Raw genomic sequence first — 17,189 nt, forward strand, 5'->3', positions numbered from 1 at the left:
CTTTTGTTTATTATCCTAACAATTAAAATGCCTGTCTAATTTCATCTTTTAACTGAAGAATAGTACCATGAATATTAGGAGTCACCTGACCTGCAGATTTTTCAATAAGTGCTTTCGATAAATCTACATTTGTAGAATCATTTTTCATGTTCAGCATCACTTCATTAATAACAGCAATTAAGCCTTCTTTACAGCTTTTTACGCGTTCCCAAACCTCATCGCTCATGTATAACTGCTGAGAAACATTATGGTTGTATTCCTCTCTTATTTCTTTTACTAAAATGTACTGAAATTCTTTAGCTGTATATTCACCATTATTTAATCTAAGCACAAGGTTCTCGGGGGTAATCCTCTCCATAAAAAGACATACGCGCTCATAAGCATGTAGCCGGTTAGGCAAAACAGTTTCGATACTTTTACCTCTAATCTCCAAACTTTGCTTAGCAAGCTCCTTATCTAAAAATGATTTAACAACTAAATACATTGCATATAATACAATAGCAGCTGGTACCAACAGCTTAGCAAATTCAATAATTAATTCCATAAATTCTGATTAAAGTCTGACTCTAAATTAATGAATTTCAATACACATTTTATAATAAAAGCAATCTGTTACTGCCAAAGAAAAGGATATTAATAAAAGACCAACTTAATATCGGTATATCTCGTTTATTGATTTTTAAGCATAATTGAAATTAATTTTTTCTTTTCTAAGTTTACATTTTAGAAAAGGCAAAGCGAAAGAACTATGATAGACTTCATACCTGTAACACTTACACCAAAAGCTGTTGAAGAAGTAAAAAACATCATGACAAACAAAAATATACCTGAAGGGTATTTTTTAAGGATCGGTATTAAAGGCAGCGGAGGATGTGCAGGATTCACTTACATGCTGGGTTTTGATACCAAACGTGAAAACGATATTGAATATATTATAGAAGAAATACCTGTACTGGTACAGAAAAAGGAAACGATGTATCTACTAGGGCTAGAAGTTGACTTTTATGAGGGGGCTGATGCCAGAGGTTTTTCCTTTGTAAAGCAAGATGCAGCCTCTTAACGAGGCCTTTTTCTCTTTATAGCCACTACGGCCTCTCTACACTCGCCACCTATTGGCGGGTTAAATTTAGAAAGGGCCAAGTGCATTTTTCTAACTGCGGGTATTTCATCCATTATCCTATCAGCCATACGCTCTACCACGTGCTCCAATAGCTTCGATGAGATACTCATTTCATCTTTAATAATTTTATATAGCACTTCATAATCCACGGTGCCATTCAAGTCATCATCAGAAGAAGCCTTATCAAAATTAGTTTTAACAGTAATATTTACTTCAAAGTGGTTGCCCTTTTCTCTTTCTTCGTCATAGTACCCATGGTAAGCTTTAAAACGAAGTCCCTTCAATGAAATTTCCCCCATTACTCAATGTCATCAAAAAATGAAGTGCTTTTGCTCTTCTTTGGTTTTTCTTTCTTTTCTTCTGGGCTAACCTTTTTTGGTTCTTCCATCACAGGCTCTTCCTCCTTTACGGGCTCAACCTCCTCACGGTAATTCACCTCCTCTACCTCATCTTTAAACCCGTAATCTTCGTCATCCTTTTCTGCATTATAAAGCTCTATTGATGGATTAGTAGAAGCAAAATCACTGGTAGTTTCACTATCAAGTTTCAAAGTGGTTTTAGCTACTTTATCTACAGACTCACGCTTCAGACGAACAACCATAGCCTCTACATCAAATTTCTTTTTCTGAGACCTTACGCGCTCCACTTTCTCCAAAGCATCGTTAGCAAAACTTCTAATATCTACCAATAAGTCATCTTTGGCATTTTCTAATGCACGGTAAACATGCACCAAATCCCTAATTTCTGACTCCATCTCATCAATAGTATTTCTGGATTTAAGCTCTGCCTCTTCCATAATGTCCTTTGCCCTATTCTTAGCATCGGTAAGCAAAGCATCAGCCTTCATTTGCGTTTCACGCATATGCAAATCAGCAGTTTTAGTAGCCTGATCTATCATATTAGCACCTGTATCTTCCGCTGTTTTTAAGGTTTTAAAAAGTGAATTTTCTACTTCCCTTAATTTCTCCACTTCCTTTTCAGATGCCTCTAGCTTAATTCTAAGCTCTTTATTTTCATCAATTAATTTTTCCCACTCCTGAGACATGGTGATCAAAAAAGCTGTCACTTCATCTTTATCAAGCCCACGAAATGCCTTCTCAAAAGTTTTTTGACGTATCTCTAAAGGTGTTATCTTCATATTATCATATTATTAACCAACTACTTAACTATCAAACTCTAAATTCCACACAGATATTGCCCTATCATCACTCGCACTCACTAAAAGATTATTGTGTGCAGACCACAAAAGTTTATTCACTGATGTACCGTGCCCTGCATGACGTGCTTTATCTATAACTTTTAACAATTTAAAAGCACTAACGTCCCAAACTTTTATGGATTTGTCCATGCTACAAGTTACAAAATGTTTACCATCCGGACTAAAGTCTATATGATTAATGGTGTACATATGTGCGGCTATATCTTGCAACAATAAATACCCTGCATTAACATCCCATATCTTAATATGTGCATCTCTCCCTGCTGTAATTAAAAGCTCATTATCAGGTGAATACTTCACTGCAAAAACGGAGTTACTATGTTCTTTCAATTCATATAACAAGGTGTAATCATCAAGACTGTAAATCTTAATTGAGTTATCACTTGTGCCTACAGCCATTTCTTTGCGCACAGTATTTATAGCTATAGACCTTACACTAGCCTCCGACACACTTAACCGCTGCACTACCTTATTCTCTTCTATATCTACTACATGCACTACTCCTTTTTTATCACCTACCAATAGATGACTGTTATATGATTTTATATCAAAAATTGCTTCATCTGTTAATTGTAGAGAAGCCACTTCTTTTTTTTGTTCCCAATTTATAAAATGAATGCCATCATAATTATGCCCTATTATCAATAAATCTTTATCTTTCAGATAATGTATAGCATATATTGAATTGGGCAGTTTAGCAACCAGTTGTCCATTATCAGAATCTTTTAAATTCCAATAAGCAACCATGCCATCTCCTGCACCAGAAAAAAATATATGATCGTATTGAGTTGGCTCTAATGTATAAACACAATCATTATGACCGGTAAAGGTTTTGAGTTTGGAAACGTTAACTTTGCCCATGTATAATGATTAATTTAATAATTTAAGCAAAGAAGCAAGTTTCCTGTCAGTTATCAAATGCCACTAATCAAAATAGAAAAAATAAATACCCACAGATATTTAGGGTTTTGGAAAACGGAAGAATCTTTCGATGATCTCATCCGGCTGCTATCCCCAAACTCTGATGATTTGGCTTTGGTCAATGGATTTAAAAATGACCAGAAGAAACTTGAATGGGTAACCGGAAGGCTTACTACTAAGGCTTTGGTAGAGCATATAGGTTTAACCTATCATGGTTTAATTAAAGATAGCCATGGCAAGCCTTTCTTAAACGAACACAAGCATCATATATCTATTACTAATTCTCATCCTTACATAGCCGTAATTTTAGATTCAGAAAATAGTGTTGGGGTAGATTTAGAAAAAGCTACTAGCAAACTAATTAGAGTACAACATAAATTTCTAAACCCGCAAGAAGTAATAGACACCAATAACGACATCAAAATGCTGTGCATATACTGGTGTGCAAAAGAAGCATTATACAAAGTGCATGGTCGTAAAAACTTATCTTTCAAAGAAAATATATACATATCGCCTTTTCACTTAAATGAAACTCGTGGTGTATTTAATGGCAAAATTATTGCAACTGATAGAGTAATAAGCTATCAATTAGAATATCGCATTGAAGATAATTATATTATAGCCTTCAATATAGATTAATAAAATAATGAAAAAATCTATTGTACTCTTATTCTTCATCTGCACCGTTCATTTACTGAATGGTCAAAGCATAAAAAGCATTACATTAAAAGATGCTGGAACAGGCAGCGAGGTAGCAATGAGCAGCTTCACCTCTAAAAAGGCTGTGGTTGTAGTTTTCTTTAGTAACATATGTCCTTATGCAGAATATTATGAAAGCAGAATAACGACACTTATTAAAGATTTTGAAAGCAAGGATGTAGGTTTCGTTCTTATTAATTCTCATACCGAAGCAGAAGAATCTCTAGAAGCTATGAGAAGAAAATTAAATGAGTGGAACATTTCCGTCCCTTATCTAAAAGATGCAGATCAAACCGCTATGCGAATATTTGATGCTCACAAAAGCCCACAAGCATTTTTATTAAAGCCAAGCCAAGGTAGTTTTTCGGTCTATTATAAGGGGGCTATAGATAACAATCCTCAGGTAGCTAGTGATGTAAAGTATTACTACCTGAGAGATAATATTAATAATTTATTAAAAGGGCTCCCAGCCGCTGCAGGTCAACGCCCAATCGGCTGCATGATAAAAGAAAGCAACTAACGAGCAAAATCGTTACCATGCCCGATACCATTAAGCAAAGTCTTTATTTCGTCTGATTTAGAGTGGTCTCCTATTTTTTCAAAAGCCACCACCAAATTCCTTAAAGACCTTAATACAATATCTTTGCTAGTGCAGGGCTGATAGTAAGTCTCATCTTGGTTTATCCTTAACTCAGCTATGTAATGATCAATATCATCTTTTGAAAAGATTAAACCTCTATTAAATGCATTGATATAAAACTGAGGAATAGCAGGGTTATCACTTTTATAGGTTAGAATAAAGAGATTAGGCAAATTCACTCCATACACAGGCATTTTTAACTTGCGCGCTACTAGCATATACAATACACACAAGGAAATGGGATTACCTTTCTTTGAATCCAACACCGCATTCAACATTGAATTTCCTGGGCTATGAAAGTTTTTAGTATTAGCTCCAAATTTCAGCTTACTAAAAAGAACACTGTTCAAAATTTTCACCTGATCATATGGGTGAACATCATTCTTAAACTCTAACCAAGCCTCATAGTATATCTGATCTAGCTCCTGCCTCAGTTTTTGCAACTCCAAATCAGGATAGTGATAAGTAGCCACCAGCCACATGCCTTCCAGCAAATCAGGCTCCTCTTGATTAAACCAATCCACCAACCTGCTTTGCAGTAAATCATACTGCAGAGTATGTATCAGGTCTTCTATTCTTGTTTGCACCAAAGGATTAAGGTTGCTTTCCCACTCTGTCTCCAGAAATGGAATTACATTTTCACCTAACGAAATAATTTTCTCCTCCACATGTGTGATAATCTCATTATCGTCATCATCTAATAATGAGACCAATGCTTTTAATTCACTATCCTTCATATAGTATTTTACGTTTGAATTACTCCAACGTTATATTTTTCTACCGGAGCATGATTAGCAGCTTCTATGCCTATAGAAATTACCTTTCTTGTTTCTCTTGGGTCTATAATACCATCTACCCACAAACGAGAAGCTGCATAATATGGGCTCAATTCTTTATTATATTTTTCAGTAATCTCATTCAATAGTGCCTGTTTCTCCTCTTCGTCTATTTCCTTACCTTGAGCTTCCAGCGTAGCTACTTTAATCTGGAGTAATGTTTTAGCGGCAGAAGCACCACTCATCACAGCCATTTGTGCCGTGGGCCAAGCATAAATCAATCTTGGGTCATACGCCTTTCCACACATAGCATAGTTACCTGCACCGTAAGAGTTACCCATCACAATTGTGAACTTAGGCACCGTGGAGTTAGCCATGGCATTCACCATTTTAGCGCCATCTTTAATAATCCCTCCATGTTCGGCCTTACTACCAACCATAAAACCACTTACATCTTGAAGAAACACCAATGGTATTTTACGCTGATTACAATTCATAATAAACCGTGCCGCCTTATCTGCTGAATCAGAATAGATAACGCCCCCCATTTGCATCTCACCCTTTTTACTCTTCACCACTTCTCTTTGATTAGCCACAACACCCACTGCCCATCCATCTACTCTACCAAAACCACATACTATGGTTTGTCCATACAAAGGTTTGTATTCATCAAAAGAATCTTTATCCAAAATGGCATCAAGAATCTGCTTTACGTTATAAGGCTTTACCCTATCTCTAGGAAAAAATCCTAAAAGCTCTTCGGCTGATAAGGCTGGTGCTACCGCTTCTTTCCGATCAAAACCTGCCTTTTCGCTTTCGCCAATTTTATCTACAATAGACCGAATATAATCAAGACAAGCTTCATCATTATCGAATTTATTATCAGTAACACCGCTAATTTCACAGTGTGTAGTAGCTCCTCCTAATGTTTCATTATCTATATTTTCACCAATAGCTGCTTTAACAAGGTATGACCCGGCAAGGAAAATACTTCCTGTTTTATCCACTATTACGGCTTCATCGCTCATAATTGGCAAATAGGCTCCTCCCGCCACACAACTACCCATGATAGCAGCTATCTGTACTATACCCATTGCAGACATTTTAGCATTATTTCTAAACTGCCTCCCAAAATGTTCTTTATCAGGAAATATTTCATCTTGCATGGGCAGAAAAACCCCTGCACTGTCTACCAAATAAACTATTGGCAAACGATTTTCCATGGCTACTTCTTGCGCCCGCAGGTTCTTTTTTGCTGTAATAGGAAACCATGCACCTGCTTTTACGGTGGCATCATTGGCTACAATTACCATCTGCCTGCCAGAAACATATCCAATACCAGCAACTACACCTCCAGAGGGGCACCCACCAACATCTTCATACATACCATCACCAGCAAATAGTCCTATTTCAAGAAAAGGAGAGTCCTTATCTAGTAAATAATCTATTCGCTCGCGCGCAGTTAATTTCCCCTTCTTATGCTGTGAGTCTATTTTCTTTTGACCTCCACCTAGTTTTGTCTGTTCAGCCTTCTTTTTTAATTGATATATCAGCTGTTTGTGGTAGTCCTCGTTTTTATTAAATTCAATATCCATAAGGAAATTAAAATTAGTTAGTACGAGAAAAATTACACCTTTTTACAGACAATAGGAAAAAACAGGATGATTAATCCTCCTCCTTGCGACTAGCCTTTTCCCTATCTTTTTCTATTTTCTTTTTGCTTTTTCCTAGTGGAGCTAAAAAGTGTTTAGGTTGAGTATCAAAGTGAATGAGCAGTTTATCAAGGTTTTCAACAGCATCATTCATATGTACATATAATGAATCTTCATTAATCAACTTACCTAGCGTTCCATCATTCTTAGTAAATTGATCAATGGCCTCGTTTAACTTAGCTATAGCCGAGTTAGTTTCTCTTATAGTTTTATTCAACTCCAACCTTTTGAGTGAATCACTAAAAACCGTTAAATTTTTGAGTAAAGGTCGTGTCTGTTTTAAAGTAGTATTCAGTTCGTTGCCTACGCCATCAAAAGTCTTCTGAAGCGCGTTTAAATCATGCTTAGCTTCAACAATAGTTGCATTTAGTAGCACTGGTGTTTTTTCAAAACTATCCATCATTCTATTGATCTTTTCGCTATTTCCCGAAAGGTTATCTAAAATAACATTAATCTTTTTGATAGTAGCTTCTAGGTTATTAGCCACCGGCTGAGCACTTTCTGCTAAAATATCCGCTATACCCTTATCCAATACTGCAATTAAGGTATCTTCAGCCTCTATTGGTCGCTCAATATTTCCAGTACTTAGTAAAATAGATTTATTACCTAAGAAATCACTATTGAGCGTAGCAGTAGCAGAATCTCCAAGGGTAATATCACCATTAATATCCATTTCTACTAAAATCTGATCATCATGGCTTTGCATTAAGCGGATACCACTGACACGCCCTACAATAAAACCATTTACATAAACAGGGTTAGATACGCTTAGGCCATCTACATTTTCATAGACAGCATAATACTTATCATTAGAAGAAAAGAAATCTATACCTTTAAGATAGTTAAACCCTAGATAAAGAATAGCGATAGAAAAGACCATAAAAAGGCCTACTTTCAATTCCTTAGAAACCTTCACGTATATTTATTAATTTAAAGATTCAATTTCATTTTTATAATCCCTGAACGCCCTAAAAATCCCGGAAGCAATATTACCTTGCACAGAACCTGTATTAAGTTCGCGTTCTTCTTTGGAATTGGAAAGATAACCAATTTCTACTAAAACGCTAGGCATGGCAGTACTCCAGAGGACGTAAAGACTAGACTGCTTTACTCCTAAACTGTGTCGGCCCGCTCTTGTTTTAAATTGATCTTCAATTTTTTTAGCCAAGTAAATACTTTTATCCTGAAATGCGGATTGAGTGAGCGAAAACAAGATATATGACTCAGGCGAGTTAGGGTCGAAACCATATGTTTTTTCATAGTCCTCCTCTAGCATGATTACGGCATTTTCTCTTTTGGCCACTTCTAAGTTTCTACCTGTATTTTGTGCCCCCATCACATAAGTCTCAGTACCTCTTATCTGATCCTTTCTGGTTTGACTAACGCTGGCAGGTAATGAATTAGCATGGATAGATATAAAAACATCCGCTTTATTTTTATTAGCAATTTCAGCCCTGCCATTTAACGTAACAAAATTATCGTCATCTCTAGTGTAAATGACTTTTACATCGGGCAAAAACTCTTTAATATAGCCTCCTAACTTGAGCGCAACATTTAAAACTAAATCTTTCTCTTTGGTATAACTGCCATGAGTTCCAGGGTCATGCCCACCATGACCGGCATCAATCACTACCGTTCTGACTTTAAAATCAGTTTTTCTTAGTGTGGATGATGAAGTTAGCAAGGTTATTGCTAGCAGGAGAAATACAATGGTAATATTCTTCACAATCTTTCGCTTCTTAAAAGTTATTCTAATAACTTTACACAAAATTGTAACTTTTTCTTTAAAACCGAAAAATACACTGTTTAAATTGAAAGTCTGGGATTCTGCTAAGTACTTGTTGCTCTTCGTTTTTTTTGGTTTTTTCATTTCTATAAGTCAAGCTCAAACTGAGCAAAAAATTGATTCTTTAAATGAATTTTCTAATAAAAAATTAATAGAAGGTGATTCCTCTATTAATAACAGCGACACCACATCATTAGTTGCGGATTCTGTAAAGAACGAGCAACCAAAAGAAAAAGGCGATATTGAAACTACAATCAATTACTCTGCCAGAGACTCTATTAATTTTTCCATTAACACAAAGGTGGTAAAATTATATGGTGATTCTAAAATTGATTATGGGGTTATTGACCTAGAGTCAGACCGAATTAATATCGACTATACATCACAAACCTTAACCGCACATGGTCATCAAGACTCGCTGGGGCAAAAAATAGGTTACCCCATTTTTAAAAACGGGGCTGAAGTCTATGAAACAAAAGACATCACCTATAATTTTAAAACCGGTAGAGCGAGGATTACCGAAGTGGTAACTAAACAAGGTGAAGGTTATTTACACGGAGAAACTGTTTATAAAAACAACAAAAACGAACTCTTTAGTATAAACAACACCTATACTACTTGTGATCTTGCACACCCACATTATAGAATACGCGCAAGAAAAACCAAAGCTATACCTAACGATAAAATTGTATCAGGACCATTTAATTTGGAGATTAATGACGTACCAACGCCATTAGGCTTCTTCTTTGGAATGTTTCCTGCAAAAAATGAAGCTTCATCAGGTATAATTATACCTTCTTATGGAGAAGAAAGAGTTAGAGGGTTCTATTTAAGAGGTGGCGGTTACTTCTTTGACTTTAGTGAATACGTTAAAACAGCTATAAGAGGGGATTTATATTCTAAAGGAGGACATGGTGTTCACATGAATACTGTCTATAGAAAGAGGTATTCTTATAGTGGTAATGTTAATTTTGACTACACCAAATTAAGGCTCTCAAGTAAAATTGAAAATGAAGACACAAGAAATGACTATCGTTTATCATGGAGTCATTCACCAGAATCTAAGGGAACCAGTAGATTCTCTGCTTCAGTAAATGCTGCCACTTCAAGCTATAACTCCAACAACTACTTAGGTTTTAGTACAGACGATGGGCAGAATGGAATTAACAACTTCACCAGAAAGTTAAGCTCAAACATATCGTACTCTAAAACCTTTCAAGGAACACCGTTTTCTCTAGGTTTAAGCATGAGACACAATCAGGACGTTTCATCAAGAGAAGTAGATTTACTTTTACCTTCTTTAACGTTTAACATGTCGAACGTTTATCCTTTTAAAGGTAAAACAGGATCTTCAAATAACTGGGTAGAAAAACTAAACCTTCGTTATGCATTAGTTGGGACTAATAACCTTACTAACAACTTAGGTAGAATTGGTACTGATGCCACATATGATAGTATTGCTCCATTTGATTTTGATAATTTACCTACATTCTTCAAAAACTCAAACAAAGGAATAAAACACAGCATTCCATTAAGTACTTCATTCAAAGTACTAAAATACTTCACGGCCTCTCCTTCTGTATCTTATGAAGAAAGATGGTATTTTAATCAATTGCTATGGGGAGTAGATAATGAAACTGGAGATGTAGTAAAGAAAGACACTATAGATGGTTTTAATAGAGTTTATGACTACAGCATAAGTACTAGCTTCAGCACCAGACTTTACGGAACTTACTTCTTTAAGAAAGGCAAAGTACAGGCAATACGCCATGTAATGAACCCAAATATATCATTCAGCTATCAACCTGATTTTAGCGCAGAGAAATACGGTTATTATCAACGTGTAGAGACTGAAGAGGGTGAAGTATTAAAATCAAGATATGAAAGCTATGTTTATGGATCGCCTTCACAGGGAGAAAGTGGAAGCGTAAGCTTCTCTTTAAACAACACCTTAGAAATGAAGGTTAAAAATGACTCTACCTCTACCAAAGTACCTATTCTTAACAACTTTGGACTAAGCACGTCTTATAACATAGTGGCTGATTCATTTAACCTTTCTAACATAAGCCTAAGGGCTAATACCTCCATATTTAAAAAGAAGGTGAACATTAACTTTAGCAGCACTATTGACCCTTATGTTTATGTCCTAGATGGTACCAGTGTAAACACTCAAGGTACAACTATATATGACCAACACAGAATAGACCAATATGCATGGAACAATGGTCAGGGACTAGGGCAAATTTCAAATGCTAACGTAGCATTAAGCACCAATTTCAACCCTAAGGGACAGAAAAAAGATGAAGAAACCAGAAAAAGGATAAATGACTCAAACCTGAACGATACAGATAAAGATTATTTACTAAACAATCCTGATTCATATGTTGACTTCAGCATTCCTTGGAGTGTAAGGCTTAACTATAGCTTTAACTACGCCAAAGTAGGTTTCGAAGACCCTAAAATAACCCAAACGCTTCGTTTATCAGGAGACTTCTCGTTATCTGACAAATGGAAAATAACTTACAACACGGGGTATGACTTTGAAGAAAAAGAAGTCTCAGCCACCACTTTTGGTATATCCAGAGATTTACATTGCTGGGAGATGAACCTCAACTGGACTCCATTCGGAATATACACTAACTACAACTTTACTATCAGAGTAAAATCTTCTTTACTGCAAGACTTAAAACTCAACAGAACAAGAAGTTTCTACGACAATTAAAATATACAACTACAAAACAAAAAAGGCTGAAGATATAATCTTCAGCCTTTTTTGTTATTTTAAAATGGTTGATGCTTAAGCCTCAATCCAGCTTGTCACCTCATCAAGGTCAGGATTTTTAACATCCTTAAGCTTCATTTTCTTTCTAGTACCACACACATCATTAAACAATTTAGAAGGCACAGCTTCTTTCAACTGCTTAATTGTAAGTATCCCTATCTTCTGCAAAATAGGCACTAATTCTTCTCTAACACCTTGGTTAACAAAATCTTCAACAGTAGCGTAGGCCACTTTCTTCTCAGGCTTCATTTGAGGGAAGAACAATACATCCTGAATAGAATTTGAGTTAGTCATTATCATAGTTAACCTATCAATACCAACTCCCAACCCTGCTGTAGGAGGCATTCCATATTCTAATGCTCTCAAGAAATCTTCATCTAGAGTCATTGCTTCTTCATCACCTCTCTTACCTAATTCTAACTGTTCTTCAAATCGCTGACGCTGGTCTATCGGGTCATTCAATTCAGAGAATGCATTACAAATTTCTTTACCATTGGCAATTGCTTCAAACCTCTCCACTAAGCCTTCTTTATCTCTATGCTTCTTAGCCAAAGGAGACATTTCTACAGGATAATCTGTAATGAAGGTAGGCTGAATGAGTTTACCCTCACACTTCTCTCCAAAAATCTCATCTATCAACTTACCTTTACCCATAGTATTGTCTACAGGCACATTAAGTTCATCAGCAGTTTTTCTCAACTCCTCTTCACTCATTTCAGAAATATCAATACCTGTAAAATGCTCAATAGCTTCAAACATGGTAAAGCGTTTCCAAGGCCTTTTAAAGTCAATTACATTTTCACCTACTTGCACCTTTGTAGTACCATGGAGATCCATCGCTACCTTCTCAACCATTTCTTCCACCAAATCCATCATCCAGTTATAGTCCTTATAAGCTACATAAAGCTCTACCTGGGTAAATTCAGGGTTGTGAAAACGAGACATTCCTTCGTTTCTAAAATCTTTAGAGAACTCATAGACCCCATCAAAACCTCCTACGATCAACCTTTTTAGGTACAACTCATTTGCTATTCGCAAATAAAGTGTCATATCTAAAGTATTATGATGCGTTTTAAATGGTCTTGCTGCAGCCCCACCATATAGAGGTTGCAAAATAGGAGTTTCTACTTCCAAATACCCTTTATCATTAAGGTATGTTCTCATTGAGTTCACCAACTGAGTTCTCTTAACAAAAGCGTCTTTCACCTCAGAGTTAACTACTAAATCAACATACCTCTGTCTATATCTTAATTCGGGAGAAGAAAAGGCATCGTGCTTTACAACATTACCCTCTTCATCAGTTGTTTCTTTTACTATTGGTAACGGCTTTAAAGACTTAGAGAGCACCTTTAAGTCTTCAACATGTATAGACAATTCGCCCGTTTGTGTAGTAAACACATATCCTTTTACTCCAATAAAGTCTCCTCTATCAAGTAATTTTTTAAATACCGTGTTATATAATGTTTTGTCCTCATCAGGGCAGATATCATCTCTTCTTACATATACCTGAATTCTTCCTGTTGAGTCTTGAATTTCTGCGAATGAAGCCGAACCCATCACCCTCTTGCTCATTAAGCGACCAGCAATAGAGATGTTCTTATATTCAATCTTTTGCTTTTCATAATTTTGCTTAATCTCACTTGCCGAAACGTTTACTTCAAATAACTCTGAAGGGTAAGGATTAATCCCTAATTTTTCTAATTCAGCTTTAGCTTCTCTCCTAACGAGTTCTTGTTCGCTTAATTGCATAACTTATAAATTCCAGATTTTCTATTTTTCAAATTGCAAAGATAGCCGAAAGTTATAATAAATAATACGGTAAATAATAGGTAATACTCACCCGTTACTTACTTCTACCACTATTACAATCGTCTTCTCTTAATCTCTTTTCTTATTAATGTTAATTCTCTACTACTCTGCCCAGCCACTGAGGTATTTTCACTAGCACGCCTAAACAAATAAGGCATCACTGATCTCACAGGTCCATAAGGCACATATTTAACCACATTATACCCTCCCTTTGCTAAGTTATAAGAGATATTATCGCTCATACCAAAAAGCTGGCTAAAGTAAATTCGAGAATCATTATTTTTTAAACCATGCTTCTCCATCAATATGGTTAAATAATAATTACTGTTTTCATTATGAGAACCACACAACAGGTAAATGCGCTGTTTATTATCAAGGCAATACTCCAGCCCCTTATTGAAGTCTGCATCCGTTGCTTCTTTGTTGGGTTGAATAGGACTTGGATACCCTTTTTCTTTTGCTCGTTCTCTTTCCTTCTCCATATAAGCACCACGCACAAGCTTAGCTCCTAAGTAATAATTATTCATAGCAGCATAATGAAAGGCCTTTTTTAAATTGGCTAACATATCAGACCTGTACATTTGAAATGTATTATAAACAATGGCTTTTTCTTTATTATAGAGTTCCATCATTTCGTATACTATTTCATCTATAGCATCCTGAATCCAAGTCTCTTCAGCATCTATTAGAATAGGCATGTCCTTATCATAAGCCCTTTGACAGATATCTTTCACACGCTGTTTTAGCCTATTAAAGGCTTCCAGTTCTTTAGGAGAAAAGTCTTTCTTTTCTTGCTTTTTCTGTAACACAGAAAAATAACCTACACCTGTTAATTTAAAAACGCAAAACGGAATGTTAGGAGCAGTGGATGCCCTATCAATGGTTTTCAGAATTTCATCTCGGGTAGCATTAAATGATTTCTCATTTTTCTCACCTTCTACTGAGTAATCCAAAATACCTCCAACATGGTACTCTGCCATGCCTTCTATGGTTTTAGTGGTTTGCTCAATATTTTCCCCTCCACAAAATTGTTCAAAAACAGTATGCTTAATCACCCCTTTTATGGGCAATCTGGCAGACAATGCTAACTTTACAAGTTTAGTACCCACAGCAGAAATCGTAGGGTTATTAATAACAGTAAAAATAAAGTTAGCTTTTTTCAGTGCTTTATCGGGCTTGGCCCCAAAAGCAACCGATGTATCATCAAACGTTATCTGAGATTTTATTTGCATAAGTTACTAATAAACATGCGCAAAGATATAAATTAACACTTTACGTCTCTGTTGTTTTAAATTTTTAAATATCTTTATTCCACGATGACTGAAGCCGTGAACATAGACGAACTAAGAAAAGGAATAGACACAATAGATCATGATCTATTGGAGCTACTCAATAAGAGAATGGATTTGGTAAAATCCATAGGAGACATTAAGAAAAATACTAATGCCAGCATCTACCGCCCCGAACGCGAAAAAGCGATTATCGACAGGCTTTGTGCTGCGAATAAAGGTAAGCTAAATAAAAGTGCTATTGAAGCCATTTTCCTGGAAATATTTGCCGTGAGTAGAAATATTGAATTACCCGAAAAAGTAGCATATTTAGGCCCAGAAGGCAGCTTTACGCATCAAGCGGCAGAAGCAAAATTCGGAGCCATGAGTGAATACATTTCATTAAAAACTATTCAATCTGTTTTTGAAGCTGTAACCACTGAGCGAGTACGATTTGGCATTATTCCTATGGAAAACAACCAGCAAGGAATGGTAAATGAAACTATCAATTACCTCAGCGATTACGAGATTAATATTGCTGCTGAAATTCCAATGCCTATACATTTTGCATTTGCCACTAAAAGTGACCACACTGCAGACATCACAAAGATTTACTCAAAAGACATCGCATTTAAACAATGTGACAAATTCATTAGCGAATATTTCACGAATAAAAATATTGAACTGATACCGGTAGACTCTACTTCTAAGGCTTCTAAACTAGCTGCTGAAGACCCTAAGTCTGCTGCCATTTGCTCTCCTATTGCAGCAAAAATGTATCATCTCCCTATTTTATTCCAGAACATTGAAGACAGCCCGGATAACTACACAAGGTTTTTGATCATTAGCAGCACATTTAATAATGTAGCTAGTAAAAATGATAAAACCACCATTTTAGTTAAGCTCATTAATGACAACAAGCCCGGAACACTGGCAGCATTTTTACAAAAGTTTTACGAAAACAACATTAACCTAACTAAAATAGAGAGCTACCCTGCCAAAGAGGGAAAAGACTTTAAATATTGGTTTTTAGTAGAATTCGAAGGTCATAAAGATGACGAAAAAGTAAGAGAAATAATGAGCGACTCTGACATGACCATTAAATGGCTAGGCAGCTACCCGAGACTTTGCTAGTAATCTTCTAATAAAAAACATTTTCAAAAAATTGTGTATACCGACAAGCCTATAATATTTACTGATAACAGTGCCACTATTCTTAACGAAATTATTTTAGCTAACAATTACAAAAAGATAGCGGTACTGGTAGACGAAAACACGCTTAAACACTGCTATCCATTTATAAAAGATGTTATTCCCACACATCAATTAATAGAAATTAAAAGTGGAGAGGTTAACAAAAACCTTTCTACTTGTTCTCTAATATGGCAAGCCTTAACCGATGGGAGCTTCGACAGAAAATCTCTATTTATCAACCTAGGCGGAGGAGTAATTGGTGACATGGGAGGCTTCTGCGCCAGCACTTTTAAAAGAGGTATTGACTTTATAAATGTCCCTACCACTTTATTATCTCAAGTAGATGCTAGTGTTGGAGGCAAACTAGGTATAGATTTTAATGGTTTTAAAAATCACATAGGTCTTTTTAAAAATCCGAAGCATGTTATTATAGATACTCAATATCTTAACACACTACCTGAAAATGAATTAAGGTCAGGCTTTGCCGAAACTATTAAACATAATTTAATAGCAGACCAAGCTGGTTGGCAAACATTAATTAAAACAGATTTTAAAAATATTGATTGGCAAAATGTGGTCAATCATTCTGTGGCCATAAAAGAGGAAGTAGTTGAAAGCGATCCATTTGAAGCAGGCAAACGAAAAATACTCAATTTTGGACATACCGTAGGACATGCTGTAGAAAGCTACTTATTAAACAGCAATAGACCTATTCTACATGGCGAGGCGGTTGCGTTGGGAATGATCTGCGAGTCTTTTATCAGCAATAAAAAGGGGCATATTTCTTTAGAAGATCATGAAGAAATAGTCAAATACATTAATTCTATTTATCCGAAAGTAGACATTAGTGAGGCTGATGTAGAAGAAATATTAATGTATTTAATACAAGACAAGAAAAATAAGGAAGGTACAATTTTGGCAGCCCTTCTTGGCTCTGTTGGCAGAGCCATTTGGGACGAAGAGATTAACCATAAGGAAGTGACTGAAAGCTTAAATTACTATATGAGTAATTAAACATAATGAACTTCATTTTCATCATAAGAGGCAACATTTCTATGCCAATGATCATAATCTGAAGTTCTTCTTGCTGCTGCCCGTTTATTCAAACCGGTAGCCGCCACTGCCAATAATGCACCTACAGACATACTTACTGCCAGTGCAATTTTTTTTCTGTTTTTCATGAGTTTTGAGGTTTTTTAAAGTCAATAACATAAATTGTGCCATCAACCATATCTCACTCAAATTAAGAATTTTAAATAAGAA

The 17,189-nt window shown here is 35.8% G+C and carries 17 protein-coding genes; 6 read left to right on the plus strand and 11 right to left on the minus strand.

What is annotated here, in order from left to right; genetic code table 11:
* Positions 1–22: 22 nt before the first annotated feature.
* Positions 23–544 (minus strand): DUF7935 family protein, encoded by a 522-nt coding sequence (locus ACXACQ_RS01560; protein WP_474974161.1) that lies wholly within the window; start codon positions 542–544, stop codon positions 23–25.
* A gap of 204 nt (positions 545–748) precedes the next feature.
* Between ACXACQ_RS01560 and ACXACQ_RS01565 the strand changes: the two genes are divergently transcribed.
* A complete protein-coding gene (locus ACXACQ_RS01565) occupies positions 749–1,060 on the plus strand; it encodes a HesB/IscA family protein (protein ID WP_474974162.1) in 312 nt (103 codons plus the stop codon).
* Here ACXACQ_RS01565 and folB read toward each other — a convergent pair.
* Genes folB through ACXACQ_RS01580 form a run of 3 tightly spaced genes read right to left on the minus strand, consistent with a single transcriptional unit; the run spans position 1,057 to position 3,200 of the window.
* The gene (gene folB / locus ACXACQ_RS01570) at positions 1,057–1,419 is read right to left on the minus strand and encodes a dihydroneopterin aldolase (RefSeq protein ID WP_474974163.1); all 363 of its coding nucleotides are present in this window, start codon (positions 1,417–1,419) and stop codon (positions 1,057–1,059) included. The two genes, ACXACQ_RS01565 and folB, sit on opposite strands and share 4 nt — an antisense overlap.
* Positions 1,419–2,258: a DivIVA domain-containing protein gene (locus ACXACQ_RS01575; RefSeq protein WP_474974164.1), complete on the minus strand. Its 840-nt coding sequence runs from the start codon at positions 2,256–2,258 to the stop codon at positions 1,419–1,421. Before ACXACQ_RS01575 ends, folB begins: the two co-directional genes overlap by 1 nt.
* Before the next feature lie 24 nt (positions 2,259–2,282).
* Positions 2,283–3,200 carry a WD40 repeat domain-containing protein gene (locus ACXACQ_RS01580; protein WP_474974165.1) on the minus strand — a complete coding sequence of 306 codons (918 nt, stop codon included), beginning with the start codon at positions 3,198–3,200 and terminating at the stop codon, positions 2,283–2,285.
* Positions 3,201–3,257: 57 nt separating this feature from the next.
* Here ACXACQ_RS01580 and ACXACQ_RS01585 point away from each other — a divergent pair, with 57 nt between their 5' ends.
* Positions 3,258–3,899 carry a 4'-phosphopantetheinyl transferase family protein gene (locus ACXACQ_RS01585; RefSeq protein WP_474974166.1) on the plus strand — a complete coding sequence of 214 codons (642 nt, stop codon included), beginning with the start codon at positions 3,258–3,260 and terminating at the stop codon, positions 3,897–3,899.
* A 7-nt stretch (positions 3,900–3,906) separates the two neighbouring features.
* A complete protein-coding gene (locus ACXACQ_RS01590) occupies positions 3,907–4,479 on the plus strand; it encodes a redoxin domain-containing protein (protein ID WP_474974167.1) in 573 nt (190 codons plus the stop codon).
* On the opposite strand, the gene ACXACQ_RS01595 is transcribed toward ACXACQ_RS01590, so the two are convergent.
* From ACXACQ_RS01595 to ACXACQ_RS01610, 4 genes are all read right to left on the minus strand, one after another.
* Positions 4,476–5,336, minus strand: coding sequence for a transglutaminase-like domain-containing protein (locus ACXACQ_RS01595; RefSeq protein ID WP_474974168.1), 861 nt, complete (start codon positions 5,334–5,336; stop codon positions 4,476–4,478). The genes ACXACQ_RS01590 and ACXACQ_RS01595 overlap by 4 nt on opposite strands.
* Before the next feature lie 8 nt (positions 5,337–5,344).
* The gene (locus ACXACQ_RS01600; RefSeq protein WP_474974169.1) at positions 5,345–6,970 is read right to left on the minus strand and encodes an acyl-CoA carboxylase subunit beta; all 1,626 of its coding nucleotides are present in this window, start codon (positions 6,968–6,970) and stop codon (positions 5,345–5,347) included.
* 70 nt (positions 6,971–7,040) lie between these two features.
* Positions 7,041–8,003 (minus strand): MlaD family protein, encoded by a 963-nt coding sequence (locus ACXACQ_RS01605; RefSeq protein ID WP_474974170.1) that lies wholly within the window; start codon positions 8,001–8,003, stop codon positions 7,041–7,043.
* A 9-nt stretch (positions 8,004–8,012) separates the two neighbouring features.
* Positions 8,013–8,813: an N-acetylmuramoyl-L-alanine amidase family protein gene (locus tag ACXACQ_RS01610; RefSeq protein ID WP_474974171.1), complete on the minus strand. Its 801-nt coding sequence runs from the start codon at positions 8,811–8,813 to the stop codon at positions 8,013–8,015.
* An 85-nt stretch (positions 8,814–8,898) separates the two neighbouring features.
* Here ACXACQ_RS01610 and ACXACQ_RS01615 point away from each other — a divergent pair, with 85 nt between their 5' ends.
* Complete coding sequence (locus tag ACXACQ_RS01615) at positions 8,899–11,595, plus strand: putative LPS assembly protein LptD (protein WP_474974172.1); 2,697 nt, start codon at positions 8,899–8,901, stop codon at positions 11,593–11,595.
* Positions 11,596–11,670: 75 nt separating this feature from the next.
* Here ACXACQ_RS01615 and lysS read toward each other — a convergent pair whose 3' ends face one another.
* Together lysS and ACXACQ_RS01625 are read right to left on the minus strand one after the other, a co-directional pair.
* A complete protein-coding gene (gene lysS / locus ACXACQ_RS01620) occupies positions 11,671–13,404 on the minus strand; it encodes a lysine--tRNA ligase (RefSeq protein WP_474974173.1) in 1,734 nt (577 codons plus the stop codon).
* Positions 13,405–13,517: 113 nt separating this feature from the next.
* The gene (locus tag ACXACQ_RS01625; protein ID WP_474974174.1) at positions 13,518–14,696 is read right to left on the minus strand and encodes a proline dehydrogenase family protein; all 1,179 of its coding nucleotides are present in this window, start codon (positions 14,694–14,696) and stop codon (positions 13,518–13,520) included.
* 96 nt (positions 14,697–14,792) lie between these two features.
* On the opposite strand from ACXACQ_RS01625, the gene pheA reads away from it, so the two are divergent.
* Together pheA and aroB are read left to right on the plus strand one after the other, a co-directional pair.
* Complete coding sequence (pheA, locus tag ACXACQ_RS01630) at positions 14,793–15,866, plus strand: prephenate dehydratase (RefSeq protein WP_474975031.1); 1,074 nt, start codon at positions 14,793–14,795, stop codon at positions 15,864–15,866.
* A 33-nt stretch (positions 15,867–15,899) separates the two neighbouring features.
* Positions 15,900–16,940, plus strand: coding sequence for a 3-dehydroquinate synthase (aroB, locus tag ACXACQ_RS01635; protein WP_474974175.1), 1,041 nt, complete (start codon positions 15,900–15,902; stop codon positions 16,938–16,940).
* Here the strand turns inward: aroB and ACXACQ_RS01640 are convergent.
* Complete coding sequence (locus ACXACQ_RS01640) at positions 16,937–17,107, minus strand: hypothetical protein (protein WP_474974176.1); 171 nt, start codon at positions 17,105–17,107, stop codon at positions 16,937–16,939. The genes aroB and ACXACQ_RS01640 overlap by 4 nt on opposite strands.
* Positions 17,108–17,189 lie beyond the last annotated feature (82 nt).

This window comes from Fulvivirga sp. AWR4_260, assembly GCF_056158185.1.